Raw genomic sequence first — 18615 nt, 5'->3', positions numbered from 1 at the left:
GCTGCACCCGCTGTGAGAACGTCTGGAGGTGAACCCCTTGTTACGGGCGGCAGGACGTTGCGCCGGTTACCTGCCGGGGGCCACCCCATGACCACGACCCCCACCTTGTCGGCGCGCCTTCACTCTCTGGACACCAGAGTCTCGAAGCCGCCGAAAACGGATGGCCGCCGGCCTCCCGCCCGGTCATCCTGACCCAATGGGAGACAGAGCCAACGTCATCGTGGTCCGCGAGAACGGCACACATGAGCTGTACCGAACCGGCTGGGCGGTCGGAATCGACCTCGACCTGCTGGAAGGGCCGACGCCGGTTCTCGCCATGCTTCCCGAACTCCGCCAAGACGGGTGGTGGTTGGACGACACCAGGGCCCAGGGCGGGATACTGCTCGACCTCGGCCGGAAGGTGCTCCTGTTCTTCGCCTGGGAAGGACCCAGCACTGAGCTCCGACACCGCGCGGCCGTGTTCGAGCTCATCCGAGCCGCGTGGCCTGGCTGGGAGGTCCGCTGGCTGTACGACGGCTCGGCCGAACTGCGTGAGTACGTCGGGCTGGACCCGGAGTACGTCCGCTGCCGCGATTCGGACCCCTATTTGGCCCCGCTCCTCTCCCCCGACGACGAGGACTTGGCCGGGCCCGACCCAGGCGGTGTGGTGATCACGGTCAACACCAGCCACTGCCACGTCGCCTCTGACGCCTTCGACCACCCTGTCCGCGAGGGCGCCGCCCTGCTCAACCGCCTGGCAGACGCCCCCGGGCACGGAGGCTGCCGGCTTCATGTCAACTCCGGCATCCACCTCGATTCGGAACGCCGCCACCTGGGCTGGTGGTCCCTCTACTCCTCACCACAGGCTTACCAAGTACCGGAGTTGTGGCCGGGCTGGACGGTTGAGTTCTGGCAGGACGACTGGGAACGGCACGTCAGAGCCAGCGACCGCTTCTCTCCGGCGGCGTTCGACGCCGGAGGGGAAGCCAGAGCCGCGGTGCTCGCCGAGGCCGGGGAGCGCCGGGCCATCCGTGCCCGCAACCGCGCCCAGGTCACCCGTCCACGGGCCGCACCGGCTCGATCCCAGGCAGGATGACGGCACCTGGTCCGACCGCGGACAACTGCCCGACATCACGCATTCAAGCTCAGTAGTACCGCAACGCTCTTCGGGCTGATGGGGAGCACCATGCAGCTGACGATCAGACCATCCCCAGATGCCGCCGGTCCAGCGATCCCCTGTCGAAGACCCGGACGGTTACAGAGCGTGTTGCCCCGTCAAGGCGCTCCCCTGGTGCGAGCATCCCTGCGAGCGATCCGCTCCACTGCTGCTCGCCCTTGAGGGAGACCGCCGGATGCCAAGGGTCAGTTCGTACGTCCGCCTACTTGCCGTGCTCCTGCTGGTGCTGGCGGGGGTGGCAGCCACCGGCACCACGCCGGCTCAGGCCGCAACGCAGGACATCACCGTCAGCCTCTACCGAGTCGTCGAGCTCCATTGCGACGAAGGCGCCGGAGAGGCCTGCGGCAATGACTACTATCCGAAATTCGAGATCGACCACCAAGGCCTGTTCGACGGCAGGGACACCTACTGCTGCGGCCACGGGTCCGACTTCCGAACCAACTGGGTCTACACAGCCACGGTGGACACCAGCCACAACCCCGTCGACATCCAAATGCAGCTGTGGGACCAGGACGACCTGACCCAGGACGGGCCCATCAACTGGACTCAGTCCGGGAGTGCCGACCTGAACCTCCGGTTCGACCTGAACACCTGCACGTTCACCGGCGGTGGACTCACTCCCCAACAGGGGGCGGACCTGCCGACCCTGTCGGGGGAGAGCGAAGGCAGCGGCGCGGATTCGGCCCGCGGGTACTTCACGATCACCACCTCGTCCTGCGTCGCCCTGGCGAACGGCGCCGACAGCGATGGCGACGGCCTCATGAACACCTGGGAAGTCGCGGGCAGGGGGCTGGACTTCGACGGCGACGGGACCGTCGACCTGCCCCTCGGGGACGCGCAGTACGGCGCTGTCCCCTACCGCAAGGACCTGTTCGTCGAAGCGGACTACATGGCCGCGGACAAGCCGCAGCCGGGTGCTCTTACCGACGTCGTGAACGCGTTCGCCAAAGCGCCGGTCGACGAGTACCCCGACCCGTCCGATCCGGCGAAGAAGAAGTACCGGGGCATCAACCTCCACGCCGCCGAAGGCGAATCCCTGCCGGATGTGGCGTCGATCAGATTCCGGACCCCCGGCCCCGGAGCGCTGGACGACTTCAATGACCTCAAGAGCGGGAACCCGGTCGGCCCCTGCACCGGGTTCTTCGGTACCCCGGCCGACCGGTCCAGCCCGAACTGCGCGAACATCCTGCAGGCGAAGCGCCAGGTGTACCGCTACATGATCTTCGGCAACAGCTTCGTCGAGAACCCCAGCTCGTCAGGCAGCTCGGAGTGGGACCCCGCCGGTCCTCCCCGGGGTGGCAACGACTTCATCGTGACGCTCGGCTCTTGGGCGCCCACGTCGTTCAGCAACCTGGGCGGACGGAAGAACGCCGAGACTGCCACGTTCATGCACGAGCTCGGACACACGCTCAGCCTGGGCCACGGCGGCGACGATGCGACCAACTGCAAGCCCAACTACCTCAGCGTGATGAACTACCCGCTCCAATTCGCGGGCAGGGACCCCTCGAGACCCCTCGACTACAGCAGCACGGCCAAGGGCACCGCCCTCGGGACGACACCGGCCACAGCGCTCAACGAGGCCGGCCTCGACGAGAACAACGGCGTGTACGGGACTCCCTCCGACCCCGCTCGCAACATCATCTACGGGATCGGCGGCAAACTCACGGTCGCGCCCGCCACGAACGGCCCCACCGACTGGAACGGGACGAACGGCAACACGGAGGCCGGCGTCACCGCCGACATCAACCGGATCACGTCCATCACCGCATGCACCGCCACCAGCCCCGGCGAGTCCCTGCGCGGTTACGACGACTGGGCCAACATCCAGTACAACCCCCGGCTCAACGCCACGTTCTTCGCCGATGGCGCACGACCGGACCTGCCGCCGGAGCTCACCGAGGAAACAGTGCTCGCCATGTTCCAGAAGGCCGATCTGGCGATCACCAAATCGGCCGACCGCCCCGACGCGGTCGGCGGGGACACCGTGCGCTACACCACCGACGTGACCGACCTCGGACCCGGCACCGCCACCAACATCCGCGTCACCGACACCCTGCCCGACGGCACGACGCAGCAGCGCTCCCTGCCGGACCTGAACAACGGAGCCGTCACCACCGTCACGCCGGGCTTCACGTACCCGGTGCCGTGCGACACGACCGACGGCACAGTGCTCACCAACCGTGTCACCGTCACCGGAACCGACACGGACGGCGTGCCCGACCCGTACACGGACGACAACACGGCGCAGGCCACCACCACGGTGCACGCGCCGGTGCTGACGGTGGACAAGTCGGCCACGGCCACCGTCAATGCGGGCCAGGCCATCACGTACACGATCACCTACGCGAACACGGGCAGTGGTGACGCCTCGGGTGTCACCGTCACCGATACCCTGCCGGCCGGCGTCTACTACAGCCAGGAGCTCGACCTCGGCACAGGCCCCAGGCCCAGTTCGGTGACGCTGAACGGTGATGGGACCCGCACGCTCGTCTGGAACGTGGGTACGGTACTGGCCACGTCCGGCGAACAGAGGATCGTCTTCACGGCGCGGCCGACGCTTCTGGCGCTGGCCGGTACGACGTACACCGACACCGTGTCCGTCACCTACGGGAACGCCGGAGGAGCATGCTCGTTCGCGCCGGTCACGGACTCGGCCAGCACCACCATCACCGTCGTACCGCCCACCCGCGACCCGCTGTCCCAAGGGTTCTGGAAGAACCATCAGGAACTGTGGACCGCCGAGTTCCTGGCGCGCATCCAGGCAACCGACCAGCGATACGACACCGACCGGAACGGGGCCTTGTCGATCAGTGAGGCCGCGGCAGGGTTCAGCAACAGCAACGCGCCGAAGAGCGTTCTGGGCAGGCAGCTTCTGGCCGTCTACTTCAACTTGGCCTCCAGGCGTATCAACGCCGGCACGGTGATCAGGTCGAGGACGTCCCAGTCGCTGGGGCTGGGCAGCGTGCGCGACGCCGTGATCTTCGCCCAGGACACACTCGTACTCCCCGTGAACTCCAGCACCTCGCCGCGGTACAGCAGCATCATCGACGTACTGACGGACATCAACGCGAACAGGATCGAGGTATACGGCGAGAACCCGGCGAGCCGCTCTCACGACTGATCGACCGGCTGATCGACCACGGCCGACCCAGTCGGGTGACCGTGGACGATCACGGCCCGGATACCGGCCGTAGTCGGTCGCTCGGCCCTTCGAGGCGAAGCCGAGGGCCCGTACACGCGCTGCGGCGCGTGTACGGGCCCTTTCCGCGACGGCCGCCAGGGACCCTTCCGCACGTCGTGCTCAGCGAGGGCCTGCTGGTGTGGCTCCACTCCGTCTCCAAGCGGAAGGCGGCACCCCCGCTCGGACGGATGGAGGCTGAGGAGCCCGTCGGGCTCTCGCTCCGTGACAGTGGCCCATCCGCCTCCGGGCAGCCGGTGGCCGGCGCCGAAGCACCCCACCCGGAGCATCCTCCCCCGCACTCGTCACCGCCGGCACCGAACCGAGAGGTCGCATCCGGTGCTTCGGTCGGCGAGCCAGGAGAGTCGCGGCGTCACCAGGTGGTACAGCAGGAGCATGCCGGCTGTGGTCAGGCAGGCCAGTGCGGTGAGGGTGAACAGGCTGCGGGCCGCGCGGTTCCACCAGCCTCGTTGCCGGGCCGTCACCGCTCCCGCCGCCAGGCCGAGGCTCGCCGCCACCGGGGCCGTACCCAGGCCGGTGACCGCGGACAGCAAGGGGAACCCAGCGGCACCATCTCCATCATGGCGTCGGCGTCCGAGACGACCGCCGCGAGCGAGGCCGTGAAAGCCACCGCGAGCCAGCGACCCATGTCGCCGGCGGTGCTGACCGCGCCGGGGCCGGCGGGGCTCCACGCCCCGTACCGGCCCTTCGGCGACGAGCTGCCCGGCGAGGGCGTAGCCGTAGTTGTCGTACGCGGCGATCTGCCCCGGGGCGCGCACTCTCGGCGGCCTGCGTGTGGTCAGGCTCTCCGCGAGCGACTCCACGTCCGTGGCGGCGGCCTTGTCGCGGCCCACGAGGTCGCTGTAGCCGACGATGCTCGTGACGGTGGGACGCGCCGCAGCTGAGGCGGCGTACGAAGTGCCCGGCGGCACCGCACAGCAGCAGCGCAGGCGGCGGGGCGGCGGGGTGCTGGCCTTGTTCATGAGGCCGGCTCCTTCTTTGGGCATGGCGAAGGAGCAGCCCTTGAGAGGTGAGCGCTGTGGCCCAGGCAGCCCCGCCCGCCTCCGGCCTCGTCGCCGAGGAGGGGTCGTGAGGCGCCCCTGTCCGAACGCGGAGGGCGTTCGCCGACAGATCGGCCGGGCCTGATACCGGTCAGGCCGCTGAGGTGGAGGGGCCGGCGGGATCTTTCGGGTCGGTGTCGGTGAGACGGCGGGCCAGGACGTGCTGTGGCGGAGCCTGGTGCCCGCCCGAGGCCAGGATGCGTACCTCGTCCCGGTCGCTGATCTCCGCCCGGATGATGTTGGTGGGGTCGGCGTAGACCGGATGGCCGCCGGGCCCCTTGGAAGAGGTGCGCTCGACGATCACGACGTCGCGGGCCGAATCCGTGTCGTCGGAGAACACCAGCTCGTATCGGAGTGGGCTCATTCGGCTCATTCTACGCCGCAGACCCGGCTCCGCCCCGGCCGAGCAGCCGAGAACCCGCTGGTTAGAGTGGTGCGAGGCCGCGCCGCCGCACCAGGGTCGGGCGCGAGGCCGGGCCGACTGTCGACCACAGAGGTCCGTGCGACCCGCCGCCCCCACTCCCGTCTCGTCCGGCCCACGGCCGCCTGCCCCGGAAACCCCGCCTCCATCACATGAACACCGACACCGCTCCGCGTCCCGAACCCGCCCCGGCCGTGACCGTCTCCGCCGCCGCCCCCCGCAGTCGGCGCCCGCGCCTGGCCCGGATGGCCGGCCGTGCCCCGGCGCGACCGACGCCCGCGGCCGCCGCCCACAATGTCAGCGCCGCCACGGCGGCCCTCCTCGCGCTCGTCGCGATCGGCGCCGCCCTCCACGAGCCGGTGCTGATACCCCCGCTCGCCGCCAGCGCCGCTCTGGTCCACTGCGCTCCCGCGCTGCCACTGGCCCAGCCTCGGAGCGTGGTCGTCGGCCACCTCCTGGGTGCCGCCGCCGGGTACGCGGTGGCCGTCGTGGCGCACGGCAGCGCCTGGGCCGCCGCCCTCGCCGCCGGTGTCACCCTCGCCTTGACGACACTGGCCCGGACCCCGCACTCGCCCGCCTGCGCGACCGCCGTCGTCATCGTCCTCCAGGGGCCCGCGCCGGGCAGGTTCGTTCCCCTGTTGTTCGGGTCCACGGTCCTGCTCGTACTGACCGCGTACGCCGCTTCCCGCGTCCGGCGCGCGGCACCGAGGTACCCCGCCTACTGGTGGTGAACCGCTTCGGCCCGGCGCGTCCGCCGAAGGGCGCCGCGCGAGGACGGACAGCGGCGGACCGGGTCCGGCGCCGGATCGTCCAAGTCGCGATCCGCGAGGCCGCACTGCGCCCCCAAGGCCCGGCTCGTCAATGTCGTCACCCGCGCCGACCTCCCTCAACGGGCTGCTCTATCGGGGTCAGTAGCGGAGGCGAGCCTCGGAGCCGTTGATACGCACCATGCAGTTCTTGAAGAGCTGCAACGGAGGCTGCCGGCCGTCAACCGGAGCCAGTGTGAGCTCCAAGTCCTGCAGCGGCTCGACCAGCGCGACGAACCTGGCACCATCCGGATCCGGGCCTCGGAAGGCCGCCCCGGCCTCGAACAACGCCCTCATGGTCCCCGAGCCTGGCACCGGAGTGAAACGCGCCAGGAAGAACGGCTGATCACAGCCGTACTCACTGAGCTCACCGACCAGGGCATCTCCCCGCAAGAGCCGCCACTGTGTCATCTGGTGCCCGTCTTGCGCTTGCCTGTCAGCCCCACTCGCAGCCGATTCCGTCGCTGTCGCCGTCGAGGTGCGGGCCATAGCCCGGATCGCCCTCGTGCACCGGCGTAGCTCCACCGGCGCGAGCTGCGGCGCAGTTGGCGAACGGCTCGCTGGGCACGACCGCGCTGTGCTCGCGCCCGTACCTGCCGCCAGGGCTCTCCTCGACGGCGATCGTCTGCGTGCCCTCGACTACCCGCGGCCTGCCCCGGAGTTGCACCGAGAACCGGAACTCGTCCTGCCCCTCGAATCCGGCCCGGGGTGTGTACACGACCGTGCCGTCAGCTTTGTTCAGCTTGGCTGTCCCGTGCTTCGGCATCGACAGGAGCTTCAGCTCCACGTCCTTCGCCGTGAGACCTTCGTCGTCGTCGAGGTCGTCCAGCGCTGCGCTGTTCGCGTCCTCGGCCTGGGCGTAGGTCAGGAGCCTGAGCGTCTCCGACTTCTCCGTGTCCCACCACAGGGTGGTCTCGTCGTCGAGTCCGATATCCCTGAGCTGCCACTTCCGCGGCTCGGCCAGCTGCGTCGCCGCTGTCGCCGGGCTGTCCGCGTTCAAGGCGCCCGAGTCGTCATCGCAGGCAACGAAGGCCACTGCGCCGATGACGAGGAGCAGTATGACGCCGACGCACCCATCGGCGCAGCTCTCTCCGCCGTTCTTGCCCATACCGCTGATTCCCGCCCCGCTGTACTGAACCTGTTCAGATAGCCGCAGATCGTACTGGGCGGTGCTGGCCGTGGCATCGGCAGGGTCTGGCCCGTGAGCTGCGGCTTCATGCCGGTGGTGTACTGCTGGCGCTTCCTGAGCTTCATCTCCCCCAACCGGATCCGAGAGTTCCTCACCGACCATGCGCTGCGGGCCGACATCGTCGACGGCGACGGGACACCGCTGAGATTCACGCCGCACGCCTTCCGCCGAATCCTCTCGACGGAGACGGTCAACGGGGGGCTCCCAGGGGACACGCTAGGCTGCCGATCTTCGGCAAATGGGGGGCGCGGCATGTGGCAGCGGGACATACGGATGGTCGCGCTCGGCGCGGTCCTGGCGATCCTCGCCGGCTGCGGTACTCAGACCGTAAAGACCGTCGAGACCGCTGAGGAGGCGACAGACGCGGACACAACCTGGACGCTCGCCGCTCCGATCCGCATCGACGGTGTCCGTACCGCCGACGGCGGCCGGTCTCTGGTGGTCGACGCCGAAGTGCCCGACGGCGCACACGCCTGCGTGCGCGGCCTGCGCGGTGAACTCGAGACTGTCGAGCGCGGCACGGTGTACGTGCGGGTCACGTACGAAACCCCGTCCCTGGACCGGGACTCCGGCTGCACCGGGACGCAGCGGGTCGAAACGACGGTGAAGCTGGACGAGCCCCTCAGCTCCCGCAGGGTCGTGGTGAACAGCCGGGACGTGTACACCCCCGCCGGTGCCACCCCGCCTGACCTGCGGCAGTGTGGTGAGAACGGCTGCGACCCCACGCCCCCGCGTTGCACCTCGTCCTCGTACCAGCAGGCAGTCAACGATACGGACATCCCCAAACACACGCGCTGGGAGGAACGCGGCTGCGACGACACGTGGCTGGTGCTGGACCTGTCGACCCGGATGGGGCCGGTGTGCGGTGAAGCCGGCGACGGCTGCTCCTCCTCAGGTATCTCCCAACGCTGGTTCTACCGGGCCGAGACCACCGGCTGGCGGCCGGTCACCACGAACGGCGCTGCGGGTTGCGTCGGCATCCACAAAGTCCTGCCAGCGCTGCCCGAGCGCCTCTGTGCTTCGCTGCCGCGGCTCGACCGCGGCTGATCCGCCGAACGCGATCAGAGGGCTCCCCGGCCCGGCAGGGCCCCTGCCGCCAGGGCTCCGGCCCGCCGGTCTGGCGCTGCACCGGCAGAGTGCTAGACCGGCGGGCCCTGGACCGCCAGGGCCCGCCGCAGGCAGGCGGTCAGGCGGTCGGCGATCGTCCCGTCGGGGTCGAGCCGCGGGTTGAAGATCGTGACGTCGAACCCGACGGCACGTTCGTGGCCCAGGGCTGTCCTCAGTACGTCCTCCAGTTCGGCCCAGCTCAGCCCGCCGGGCTGCCGGTAGTCGACGGCGGGCATGATCACGTCGTCCAGGACGTCGACGTCGAGGTGGACCCAGTACCCGTCCCGCTCGGCGAGCCGGGCGACGGCGCCACGCGCGGCCGCGCCCGCGCCGGCCGCGCGCACGTCGTCGAGAGCGAGGGCGAACAGCCGCGGCGGGAGCGGCCGGCTCCCCGCCTCGGCGGACTCCTCGGCGTCCCGGAACCCGAGCGCGACGACGTCCTCGTCGCGCACCAGCGGCCGCCGACCCTCCAGGTCGGCGAGCGTCCGGGGGCCGCGCCCGGTGGCCAGGGCGAGTTCCATGGACGCGACCTCGCCGGTGGGTTCGGCGGACGGCTGGTAGAAGTCCGTGTGTCCGTCGAGGAACAGCAGCCCGTACCGCCCTCTGCGCCGCAGGGCGAGCAGGTTCCCCAGCAGGATGCTGCAGTCGCCGCCCAGGACGACGGGAAAGCGCCCGGAGTCGAGCACCTCGCCGACGGCGTCCGCCAGTTGTACGGAGTACCGCGCGATCCCACCCGGGTTGAGCACCCCGGTCACGGCGTCCCGCAGCGGGTCGTACGCGGGCGGTTCGACCCGCGCGACCCGCGCCACTCCGCCGAGCACGGCCTCCGGCAGCTCCTGGACCCCGGACGGCCGCAGCCCGAGCACGGACGGCGCCTCGACGACGGCGAGGCCACGCTCGCCGGGCAGCGTCATACGTCCATGGTGTCCCCATCGGGCAGTCCGTGCGCGCGCCGGTGAAATTGGCCTGCTCAGGGCGTTGCCGGGGCAGTAGCATCCCCGGATGCGAAGCATCGAGACCCTGATACCGCAGGCCGGATTCCACGACACCGCCGGCCTGCGGGAGGTCGGCGCGGAAGAACTCGCCCGGTACGTGGCGAACCCCGGGCACCCGTGGTGGCGCCGCAGATCGTGCGTGATCGCGCTGACCGGCCGGGTCCCCGAGCGGTACGTTCCCGAGCTGATCGCGTGCGTCCAGGATCCCCAGGACACCCCCGAGGTGCGCAGGGCCCTCCTCGACCTGCTCGCCGACCGGACGGAGCTGCTGCCCTGGCTGCGCCACGAGGACCGCGCGTCCGACACCTCGTACGGCATGGGCGAGGCCTTCCTCAAGGCGCGGGGCCTGCTCGGCGACCGTTCGGCCGCGCGCGAGCTGGCGACGCTCGCCGCCTCGCCGTGGCAGCGCGTCCGCGACGCGGGCGATGCCGGTCTGGACGGGCTCGTGGACCGGTACGGAGCGGACGCGATCCTGGCCGAGCTCGGCGAGGAACGCCCCGAGGACCGGGAGTTCCGTGTCTGGATGCGGTACCGCGCCGACGAGGACGTGACCTACGCGCTGGCGGACCCGGACCGGCGGGTCGCGTACGTCGCCCAGTCGCTCTCGACCGACGCGGACCGACTGCGCGCCTACCTCGACGAGGCGCCGACGGCCGAGGCGAAGATCTGGGCGGCGTACGCGCTGTACCGCCTCACCGAGGACAGGGCCGAGGCCCGGGCGGTCTACGAACGTCTGGGGCGCCCCCGGGTCGAGGTCGAGGGCCTGGACGAGGAGCTCCGTCAGGCGATCGTCCACGAGTACGGACCCGGCTGTGAGCGCCTGAGCGACCCGCGGTGGCGGATCGAGGCCGTCTGCGCCGAGCCGCCCGCCCGCCCCGACGTGGACGACCAGCTCCGCCGGGCGGCGGCCGCCCTCACGTCGGCCGGCCTGGAGCCGAAGCCCCCGGTCTCCTGCGGCGAGGACAACCAGCAGGGGGACGGGACGTACCACGTGATCGAGGTCGGCGGGGACCGGCTCCTGATCAGCACCCTCGGCCCGTTCGCCACCGCCGAGGAGAACTTTCCCGACGCCGCCCGGCGTGCGCTCGAATCGGCGGGTTTCCGCTGGATCGACGGGGAGACGAGAGCGATCCGGGTCACGGACCTCTGCGTCTACTACTTCGGCGGACGGAACCCCCTCACGGTCGACGCACTGCTCTTCTACTGGCAGGACTAGAGGAGTGGCTCCGAAGTGATCAGTGATCGTAGGCGATCAGCGATCAGCGATCGGGGGATTGAGGCGCTGGTCTTGTTGTTGTGCCAGATCGCGGCAGCCATGGCCAGGACCCGCTGCTCGATGCCCTGCTCGGCGAGGGCCTTCTCGAACGGCTTGGACGCAAAGCCCTTGTCCGAGATGAGCAGGATGCCCTCGCGGTTGGCGACCGGGCGGGCATCAACCTCCAGCATCGCGGCGAGCACCTCACGTTCGCCGATCTTCGGGTTGGCCAGAGCCCACATGATCGGCATGCCGGTCGGGGTGTACACCGGATACAGGCACAGGCCCCAGAAGGCCGCACGTGAGACCTATTCCAGCTCCTCCGCCAACAGGTCCATCAGCAGCCCGTCGTGCCAGCTGCCGTCCGGTCCGCGCTCGTACTGCCGCATGATGCCCACCGGGCGGAAGCCGACCTTGCGGTAGCACCGGATGGCGGCGGCATTGTCGGCGGCCGGGTCGATCACCAGCCGGCGGTATCCGTGATCATCGATCAGATGGCGTGCCAGGGCGCGGACGGCGTCAGTGCCAAGGCCACTCCCGTGCACCGCAGGGTCGAGGTAGATGTCGATGTTGGCATGCCGGTAGTCCGGCTCGTCCTCGGCGCCCCACTGGATAGCACCGACCACCCTGCCGTCATGCTCGACCACGAAGGTCCGGACCCCGGGATCTTCGAGGTCCTGGGCCACCGCGGCCGTCAGGTCGTCGCCGCCTCGCCAGCGCGCGTACACCTCAGGCGTGGTCCGGATCGCGGCCAGAGCGGGGATATCGCCCACCGTCGACGGGCGAAGCGTCACCAAGGCTCCCCGCAGGACCGTCTGCATGCCACTGATCATCCCCGACTTCGGAGCCACTCGTCCAGGGGTGGCTCGGGCCTGCCCGGCGGTGGATCCTGGCGGGCAGGCCCCTGCTCCCGTGAAGGGGTCAGCGCTTGAACAGGAAGGTGAAGTCGCCGGACAGCCGGCCGCTCAGCCGGTCCGCCGAGACGAGCCTGCCTTCCGCGATCAGTCTCTCCACCTCGGCCCGTGACAGACCGAACCCTTCGGCGATCAGCCGAACCGGCCGTACGGGAATCCGGGCGGCGAATCGGACCGAGACGTCGACGGCCTCGCCGCCCAGGTGATCAGATGCGCCGGTGTCGAGGCGCCAGGCACCGTCCCAGTCGAGGGCGATGTGATTGCGGTGCCGTAGGACCGGATCCTGGAGCAACTCAGCCGCCAGAAGTGGGTCGTTGTCGTGCATGCGGTCGAGGAACTCTGGTCGTACGGAGCGGACGTGCGTCCGCTCCAGGACCGTGAGCTTCGCCGTCTCCCCGCAGGAGGTGCAGAGCACGAGGAGCCACGCGTCGAGGAGCTTGTGGTTCGCGTTGACGCGGAACTTGCCGTTCGCCCGGAAGCGCTCGGAGGCGCAGGTGTGGCAGCGGCGGAGGACGACAGGAAGGCAGGTGGGCATGACCACCCAGCTGTTGAGCACAGGAGTACACCGGTTTTCAGTGAGAAATCCGCAGCAAGAAGGAGCGCGGCGCGCAGGGCGCGACGCGCGACGGTTCAGCGCTCGGGGGGTCTCACACGGTGTACAACGGCCTGCCCTTGGCTCGACGACGTGGCTCGGCAACACGGTACGGGCGCACGGCGACGCCGTTCCACAGGTTTTCGCGGGGACGTACGGGCTGAGCTACCGGCCTGGGCGAGGAGGGAGCCGAGGGGTGGGTCGCGGAGTTCGTCGGAGGCCTGGGGATGGTGCCGGTGGCTGTCTCGGCGAACTCCTGGGGTAGACCATGACCGGCGGCTCGGGGCATGTGGGGCGGCGGAAGACGGCGAAGCAGAGGAACGCGAGGGGGCGCAGGTCCATGGAGAGGCGGACGAGAATCACCAGACCCACGAGAATCGGACGCATCTCGAAGTCGTTGCTGCTCGCCCAGACGGCACCGAACACGCCCCCGACCGTCACCAGCAGAGCCGCGGGAATCACACCGCCCGCCGCGAGAAGGCCGCGCATCTGTGCGGCGAGGCGGCCTCCCGTGGGGGCCGGAGCATCAGGGAGGTCCGGCGTCCCATCGCCCCATGTGGTCCTCGCGGAAGAGTCGTGCTCGTCCCGTGCGATCCGCGTCCATCTGCGGCGTCGCGGAGGCCGGCGGTGGCCCGTCCGCCTGCCGGCCTCTGTGGCGGAGGAGGACCATAGGTCAGAAGGGTTCCTCCTGGCCGTACGTCAGGCCCACCCGGCGGTACGGGCCGAAGGGCGCCCGCCAGTCTCCGGTCCCCCGGTAGAAGACGTCACCGAAACGGTCGTGGGCGATCAGGTCCGCACGCCCGTCGCCGTCGGCGTCACCGATGCCGACCAGGCCGGTGAACACGCTCCAGCCGCCGATCCGGCTCCGGATCGCGAACGTCCCGTCGCCCCTGCCGAGGTACAGCCACAGCACATGGTGAAGAAGCCCGCGGTGCCTCCCCCGAGGGGCTCGACGTACCCCTTCGGGTAGGGCACGGTCGTCTGCTGTTCGTCCTGCGCGGCGCGTGGTGCCGCCGTCGCCGGGAGTGCGGTGAGTGTGCCGCCGGTGGCGACGAGGGCGACGGTGACGGCGGCGGCCACTGCGATTCTGCGGGCGTACGGACGCGCGTGGTTCATGTGTGAGTTCCCCTCCTGGCAAGCAGTGGCCAGCACCGAGAAACCCCGCTCAGTCGGCGGCGGGACGGAGGAAGTCGGCGCCGATGGACCGGGCCGTCTCCTCGACCGCGGCCTGGTCCTTGTCCTCTGCCGTGAACAGGACCATGCCGACGCTGCCCTTGTCGGCCCACACGCACATCGCCCGGGGCGTGCCGGTGGCCACCTCGGTGTACCGCAGGCACCGCATCCAGCTCCCGTACGGACCGGCCTCGGCACGCCAGGTCTCGTGGATGGTGCCGGCCCCCGCCATGTCCGAGGGCACGAGTCCGTTGTCGTCATACACGTGCGACTCACGCAGGTCGTGGAAGTCTCCGGTCGTGATGGCCACCAGATACTCGGCGGCCGCGTCCGGGGCGGCGTCCTCGGCGACGTACAGGCGGGCCGTCGACCCCTCCCGCTCAGTGTCGGGCACAGCAGCGAACGGGTCGAACTCCTCCTGCAGGTCGAAGCCCTTCAGGCCCCTGAAGGTGTCGTGGGCGACGATGTCGTACCGGGGGTAAGCGAGGGAGGAGACGTACGCCGTGACGCCGACGACCAGCAGGAGGGCGAGTCCGGCCCCGGCGAAGGCGTACTCGCGCGGGGTGACACGTGGCACGGGCGGCAGCTCCGGCGGCCCGAACCCCTCGCCGGCGGCAGTCGCCTCCTCGTCCGGAACGGTTTCGGTCGCAGTCGCGGTCGCGGTCGCGGTCGCAGTCGCAGTCGCAGCCACGGTCGCGGCCGCAGCTATCCGCTCGGCAGCCCGCTCACGGGAGGCCCGCAAGTGCTTGCGGAGGCCGAGGAAGGGCAGCCCCATCAGCAGCCCCACCCCCGTCGCCACGCCGTAGGGAACCGTCGGCAGGACGGTGAGGCGCAGTACGACGAGCAGAGCGACGACCGCACCGATACCGAAGCGGTACTCGAGGCCGCGGCGCAGCAGCAGGCGCGACCAGGTCCGGCCGGGGGCGGCGAGAGCGCCGGTCGTCTCGGCAAGGACGGCGAGCCGCAGGTCGTGCGGAGCGGCGGCGGCCCACTGGGCGGCCTGGGCGGCCGCGGCCTGAGGCGTGGGCGCGTCGGCGAAGGCACGAGCCGTGTCGAACGACTGCATTCGGCGCGCCGAGGCGGTGTTCTTGGCGCTCGTGGAGACGGAGCTTCCCGCAGCCTCGGCGCGCTGCAACTCCACGGAATGCGGAGCGAGTTCTCGCAGACGGGCGAGGAGTACCGGACCTCTGGCGTGCCGCCCCGGCCGGTCCATCGCGTCGGTGCGGGCGCAGAGCTCCGCGTACCCGGCAATCAGGGCTATGTCGTCCGGGAAGGCCTCCAGGCCCTCACGGAAGACCCGCTCTGCGGCGTCGTCGTGGTCGTCGTCGTCCTCGGCCATGTGGGCGCGGGCGAGCGCGAGGAGGAGCCCGGCGTCGGGTCCGTCCGCGTCGAGCGTGCTCTGCGCGGTGGCCCGTGCTTCGGCCGAACGGCCGGCGGCGACAAGCATGTCGACCTGTCCTGGCACGTCGTCGCGCATGGTGTTTTTGTTGTCGTTCAAGAGTCCCCACCCCTGGTGCCGCAGGCCGAATCAGCGCGGCCGCGAGCGTCACTATCGCTGGTACCGGAATTCTGGTCAACCAGAAAGTTGCCGCTCTGACCTCATCATTTGGCACACAAGATGGTGCAACCGGATGCGTTCCGGGGCCTGGCCCCGGCGCCCGGCGCCATCTGGGCCGCCACGCCGTGACCGGGTCGCTTCGAGGCCCGCACCGACGGGCGAGCACCGGTTCGGCTTCCCCGCACTGGGGGGACGTCGGAAGGACGGCGCGGGGAACGGCGGGGGGGATGACTGGGCGGACGGCGGGGCCGACCGCTCACGGGGAAGCGGCCCCCAGGGAATTGGGCAGTTGAGTGCAGGGCAACCCACCCCCGCTCCGAGCGCGGGTCAGAGTCCTCGCCATCGAGGGCCGGACGCGCCGGGGTGATCCCGCGGTCATGGATGCGCTCGGGAATGCGGCGGGTGTCTCCGGGCTGTCAGCGGTCGGTGATCCCGGACAGGTACACGTAGCCCTTGGCGGGGCGCTCCCGGCGAGGAGGGGCCGATGAGTGGATGTGCCCGCCCGGTGCAACGTGCGACGGCTTCCCGGGCGGGCTCTGTTCTCATAGTCCGCCAACGGGGCCTGCAGCGCGCGCTGGGCGGGGAGTGCGGGCCGAGATCACCACATCGACTCTGGTGCAGCCGGCCTGATCACGGTGACCGCGTCGGGCCTGCAACGGGGTCCCTGGAGCTTCGTTGCTGCGCGGGACTTTGCCGTTCACGGTCCACGCCGCCGGCTGGCAACAGGCTCGCCGTCTCATGCCTCCGGCACAGGCGTGGCCTGGTGGTAATACATCCGCCACCCGGATTCATCATCCAACTTGCGCCAGATCGAGCTCCTCCGGGCTCGCCTTCCGTCGAGCATGGTTTCGAACGTCAGGTGCACGATCCCCGGCGCCAATACGGTGCCCGTCATCTCGGTAGGCACATACTGCGGGCCGTCGTCGGACGCCCCCTGCATGACCGGCAGCGCCGAGAGCATCGACCGGCGATCCCACCTCCGCCCTGAGGCGCCTACTTCCACGAACTCCGGATCGAGGAGTTGATCCGCCAATGCCCTGGACGACCGCCCGGACGGACTCAGCAACTGCAACTCTCGCTTGATGACCTCGGCCACGCTGCTATCCACGTTCATGGGAGCATCCTGCCCCAGCTGACCTGGGCATTCGCAAGCGAATTGAGTCGTCGACGGGGCAACGGAATGTTTCCCGGGCAGCTTTGGCGTTGTCGAGTTCGGCGGCTTGAACGCGCCGTCGTGGAGCAGGACGAGGACGCGGCGACGCGGCCGGGGTCGAGGCCGGCGTGACCCATGTCGGTCGAGCGGTCGCACAGGACGTTGAACAGCCATGACCGCTGGTCGTGGACGACCGCGCGTACCGGCTCGCCGCGGTCGGGGTACTCGGCGGCGGCGTCGAGGAACTGACGGCCGCGAAAGCCGTCCTCCAGGGTCGAGTCGCCGAGCAACGTCATGGTCGCGTGCGGATCGCCGCACGTGGCGCCCGATGGTGACTGCGAGCTGGCCGCCTGAACAAGCCCGGAGGATTGACGGTCTCCAGTCCGCTGCCCCAGACGCCGCAGCGAGAGCCGGCACCCGCCCGGGGAGGTGGGCGCCCCCGCTACCGGCCCGCTCACTCAAGAACGGCACAACGGGGTCCGCCTGCATTCACACGCCCGGCCCGCCGGGACCCGCTCCTCCAGGCTGAACCATGTCCCGAAGGCGCGCCGGGAGCGCGAGCGCGTCCTCGTCGTCGATGGACCAGGTGGTGATTCTTCCGGGACAGCCACCGCAACCGGTGTGTCAACGCCATCCCTTTCGGAGCTGCCCGTCCCCGAAGCGGGGGTGATCCCTCGTCCGCCCGGGCGTACCCGGGTATGAGCCCGGGGCTGTCCGGGCAGGCGGTCTTCCGGACAGCCCCTGCGGGGCGGCTACGGGACGAGGTGGGGCGTGGCACGCGGCAAGAAACCGCACGACCGGGGCGACGGGCTGCTCGCGCGCCTCCGGCGCGACCCCTTTGCCGTCCAGACCGTACGGTCCGCGGCGGCTGCGACTCTCAGCTACGTCGTCGCCCTCCAGCTCAGCAGGGAACCGGTTCCGCTCACCGCGCCCCTCACCGCCCTCCTCGTCGTCCAGGTCACGCTCTACTCCACCGTGACCACCAGCCTGCGCCGGGTGAACTCGGTCGTCGTCGGCGTCCTCATCGCCATCGCGTTCAGCGCCGTCGTCGGCCTCTCCTGGTGGAGTCTGGCCCTCGTGATCCTCGCCTCGCTGCTCATCGGCCGCCTCGTCAGGGTCGAGGAGTTCATCCCCGAGGTGGCCATCAGCGCCATGCTCGTCCTCGGCGTCACCCAGGTCTCCGACACCGCCTGGGACCGCGTCCTGGAAACCCTCATCGGCGCTGTCGTCGGCATGCTCTTCAACCTGCTCCTCGCCCCGCCCGTCTGGGTCGACACCGCCGGCGACTCCATCGAGGACCTCGCCCGACGGATGCGGCTGCTGCTCCTGGACGTGGCGGACGAGTTCACCGGCGCACCCCCCGTCGAGCAGGCTGCCACCCGGCTCCACGAAGCCCGCCGCCTCGACAACGACGTCGCCGACGTCGACAGGGCCCTGCGTACCGCCGAGGACAGTCTGCGGTTCAACCCCCGCGTCAAAGAGGGCCTCCTGCACCGGGTGGTGCTGCGTACCGGCCTGGACACCCTGGAAATCTGCGCCGTCGTCCTGCGGGTCCTCGCCCGTACCCTCACCGACCTGGCGAAGCATCGCGGCGGGCACCAGCTGCTGCCCGAGCAGGCCGCCCTGGCCATCCGGGAGACCGCCCAGTACACCGCCGACGCCCTCGTCAGCTTCGCCGTCCTGGTCACCACGCAGGGCAGCGAGGGCGCCGAGGCGGCAGAGACCCGCCTCGCGGGCGAACTGCGGGCGGCCAGAGCCTGCAGGGACCACACCGCCGCCCGGCTCCTCGCCCTCGCTCTGGCCGACCCCGGCCGCTGGCAGCTGTACGGGGCGCTCCTCACCGAGGTCGACCGGATCCTCGACGAACTCGACCCCGAGCACCGAGGCCACCGGCTGATGGAAGAGCTGGACCGGCAGGGCCGCGAACGCAGTGATCGCCGACGCCGCCTCGTCCTGCATAACCGGCGGGACACGCGTCGACCCGCCCGCACCGACAGATGACCGCCCGCCGGGCGGGCCCGGCGCACGCCGTCATCGGCCCGCCCGCCGGATGTCGA

Annotated in this window: 18 protein-coding genes; 6 read left to right on the top strand and 12 right to left on the bottom strand. The window is 70.4% G+C overall.

Annotated features, from left to right (window positions below; translation table 11 throughout):
• The first annotated feature begins 196 nt into the window (after positions 1-196).
• Positions 197-1075 carry a hypothetical protein gene (locus tag N5875_RS37645; RefSeq protein WP_338498895.1) on the top strand — a complete coding sequence of 293 codons (879 nt, stop codon included), beginning with the start codon at positions 197-199 and terminating at the stop codon, positions 1073-1075.
• A gap of 256 nt (positions 1076-1331) precedes the next feature.
• Positions 1332-4277: a hypothetical protein gene (locus N5875_RS37640; RefSeq protein WP_338498893.1), complete on the top strand. Its 2946-nt coding sequence runs from the start codon at positions 1332-1334 to the stop codon at positions 4275-4277.
• Positions 4278-4639: 362 nt separating this feature from the next.
• On the opposite strand, the gene N5875_RS37635 is transcribed toward N5875_RS37640, so the two are convergent.
• Positions 4640-5317 (bottom strand): hypothetical protein, encoded by a 678-nt coding sequence (locus tag N5875_RS37635; protein WP_338498891.1) that lies wholly within the window; start codon positions 5315-5317, stop codon positions 4640-4642.
• Positions 5318-5486: 169 nt separating this feature from the next.
• Entirely contained in the window at positions 5487-5759 is a 273-nt protein-coding gene (locus N5875_RS37630) for a DUF6296 family protein (RefSeq protein WP_318212239.1), read from the bottom strand.
• A 209-nt stretch (positions 5760-5968) separates the two neighbouring features.
• Between N5875_RS37630 and N5875_RS37625 the strand changes: the two genes are divergently transcribed.
• Positions 5969-6547 carry an HPP family protein gene (locus N5875_RS37625; RefSeq protein ID WP_318212238.1) on the top strand — a complete coding sequence of 193 codons (579 nt, stop codon included), beginning with the start codon at positions 5969-5971 and terminating at the stop codon, positions 6545-6547.
• 177 nt (positions 6548-6724) lie between these two features.
• On the opposite strand, the gene N5875_RS37620 is transcribed toward N5875_RS37625, so the two are convergent.
• Positions 6725-6919, bottom strand: coding sequence for a hypothetical protein (locus N5875_RS37620; protein WP_318212237.1), 195 nt, complete (start codon positions 6917-6919; stop codon positions 6725-6727).
• Positions 6920-7058: 139 nt separating this feature from the next.
• Positions 7059-7730: an excalibur calcium-binding domain-containing protein gene (locus tag N5875_RS37615; RefSeq protein ID WP_338498887.1), complete on the bottom strand. Its 672-nt coding sequence runs from the start codon at positions 7728-7730 to the stop codon at positions 7059-7061.
• 108 nt (positions 7731-7838) lie between these two features.
• On the opposite strand from N5875_RS37615, the gene N5875_RS37610 reads away from it, so the two are divergent.
• Positions 7839-8858, top strand: a complete 1020-nt coding sequence (locus tag N5875_RS37610; protein ID WP_338498885.1) for a hypothetical protein — start codon at positions 7839-7841, stop codon at positions 8856-8858.
• Between the two features lie 92 nt (positions 8859-8950).
• Here N5875_RS37610 and N5875_RS37605 read toward each other — a convergent pair whose 3' ends face one another.
• On the bottom strand, positions 8951-9832 hold the full coding sequence (locus N5875_RS37605; protein WP_338498884.1) for an arginase family protein: 882 nt from the start codon (positions 9830-9832) through the stop codon (positions 8951-8953).
• 88 nt (positions 9833-9920) lie between these two features.
• Between N5875_RS37605 and N5875_RS37600 the strand changes: the two genes are divergently transcribed.
• Positions 9921-11129 carry a hypothetical protein gene (locus N5875_RS37600; RefSeq protein ID WP_338498882.1) on the top strand — a complete coding sequence of 403 codons (1209 nt, stop codon included), beginning with the start codon at positions 9921-9923 and terminating at the stop codon, positions 11127-11129.
• Here N5875_RS37600 and N5875_RS37595 read toward each other — a convergent pair.
• The 7 genes from N5875_RS37595 to N5875_RS37565 form a co-directional block, all read right to left on the bottom strand.
• Positions 11126-11437 (bottom strand): hypothetical protein, encoded by a 312-nt coding sequence (locus N5875_RS37595; RefSeq protein WP_338498880.1) that lies wholly within the window; start codon positions 11435-11437, stop codon positions 11126-11128. The two genes, N5875_RS37600 and N5875_RS37595, sit on opposite strands and share 4 nt — an antisense overlap.
• 39 nt (positions 11438-11476) lie before the next feature.
• Positions 11477-11989 carry a GNAT family protein gene (locus N5875_RS37590; RefSeq protein ID WP_318212231.1) on the bottom strand — a complete coding sequence of 171 codons (513 nt, stop codon included), beginning with the start codon at positions 11987-11989 and terminating at the stop codon, positions 11477-11479.
• Between the two features lie 100 nt (positions 11990-12089).
• Positions 12090-12638, bottom strand: a complete 549-nt coding sequence (locus N5875_RS37585) for a DUF1062 domain-containing protein (RefSeq protein ID WP_338498877.1) — start codon at positions 12636-12638, stop codon at positions 12090-12092.
• Positions 12639-13347: 709 nt separating this feature from the next.
• Positions 13348-13587: a hypothetical protein gene (locus N5875_RS37580; protein ID WP_338498876.1), complete on the bottom strand. Its 240-nt coding sequence runs from the start codon at positions 13585-13587 to the stop codon at positions 13348-13350.
• A gap of 252 nt (positions 13588-13839) precedes the next feature.
• Positions 13840-15345 (bottom strand): hypothetical protein, encoded by a 1506-nt coding sequence (locus tag N5875_RS37575; RefSeq protein WP_338498875.1) that lies wholly within the window; start codon positions 15343-15345, stop codon positions 13840-13842.
• A 796-nt stretch (positions 15346-16141) separates the two neighbouring features.
• On the bottom strand, positions 16142-16519 hold the full coding sequence (locus N5875_RS37570) for a nuclear transport factor 2 family protein (RefSeq protein WP_338498873.1): 378 nt from the start codon (positions 16517-16519) through the stop codon (positions 16142-16144).
• Entirely contained in the window at positions 16516-16854 is a 339-nt protein-coding gene (locus N5875_RS37565) for a hypothetical protein (RefSeq protein ID WP_318212226.1), read from the bottom strand. The genes N5875_RS37570 and N5875_RS37565 overlap by 4 nt, the downstream gene beginning before the upstream one ends.
• 475 nt (positions 16855-17329) lie before the next feature.
• Here N5875_RS37565 and N5875_RS37560 point away from each other — a divergent pair, with 475 nt between their 5' ends.
• Complete coding sequence (locus N5875_RS37560; protein ID WP_338498870.1) at positions 17330-18559, top strand: aromatic acid exporter family protein; 1230 nt, start codon at positions 17330-17332, stop codon at positions 18557-18559.
• Positions 18560-18615: the final 56 nt, after the last annotated feature.

The organism is Streptomyces sp. SJL17-4 (assembly GCF_036826855.1).
Taxonomy (GTDB): Bacteria; Actinomycetota; Actinomycetes; order Streptomycetales; family Streptomycetaceae; genus Streptomyces.
The sequence above is the reverse complement of the archived record's forward strand: the minus strand, read 5'-3'. Positions and strand labels throughout refer to the sequence as shown.

What these genes read in the sequence shown, in the direction of transcription:
- N5875_RS37630 (WP_318212239.1), bottom strand. Translation starts at nt 5,759, where the DNA reads ATGAGCCCACTCCGATACGAGCTGGTGTTCTCCGACGACACGGATTCG.
- N5875_RS37620 (WP_318212237.1), bottom strand. Translation starts at nt 6,919, where the DNA reads ATGAGGGCGTTGTTCGAGGCCGGGGCGGCCTTCCGAGGCCCGGATCCG.
- N5875_RS37590 (WP_318212231.1), bottom strand. Translation starts at nt 11,989, where the DNA reads ATGCAGACGGTCCTGCGGGGAGCCTTGGTGACGCTTCGCCCGTCGACG.
- N5875_RS37625 (WP_318212238.1), top strand. Translation starts at nt 5,969, where the DNA reads ATGAACACCGACACCGCTCCGCGTCCCGAACCCGCCCCGGCCGTGACC.
- N5875_RS37610 (WP_338498885.1), top strand. Translation starts at nt 7,839, where the DNA reads ATGCCGGTGGTGTACTGCTGGCGCTTCCTGAGCTTCATCTCCCCCAAC.
- N5875_RS37640 (WP_338498893.1), top strand. Translation starts at nt 1,332, where the DNA reads ATGCCAAGGGTCAGTTCGTACGTCCGCCTACTTGCCGTGCTCCTGCTG.
- N5875_RS37615 (WP_338498887.1), bottom strand. Translation starts at nt 7,730, where the DNA reads ATGGGCAAGAACGGCGGAGAGAGCTGCGCCGATGGGTGCGTCGGCGTC.
- N5875_RS37645 (WP_338498895.1), top strand. Translation starts at nt 197, where the DNA reads ATGGGAGACAGAGCCAACGTCATCGTGGTCCGCGAGAACGGCACACAT.
- N5875_RS37600 (WP_338498882.1), top strand. Translation starts at nt 9,921, where the DNA reads ATGCGAAGCATCGAGACCCTGATACCGCAGGCCGGATTCCACGACACC.
- N5875_RS37565 (WP_318212226.1), bottom strand. Translation starts at nt 16,854, where the DNA reads ATGACGTTGCTCGGCGACTCGACCCTGGAGGACGGCTTTCGCGGCCGT.
- N5875_RS37635 (WP_338498891.1), bottom strand. Translation starts at nt 5,317, where the DNA reads ATGAACAAGGCCAGCACCCCGCCGCCCCGCCGCCTGCGCTGCTGCTGT.
- N5875_RS37605 (WP_338498884.1), bottom strand. Translation starts at nt 9,832, where the DNA reads ATGACGCTGCCCGGCGAGCGTGGCCTCGCCGTCGTCGAGGCGCCGTCC.
- N5875_RS37570 (WP_338498873.1), bottom strand. Translation starts at nt 16,519, where the DNA reads ATGAACGTGGATAGCAGCGTGGCCGAGGTCATCAAGCGAGAGTTGCAG.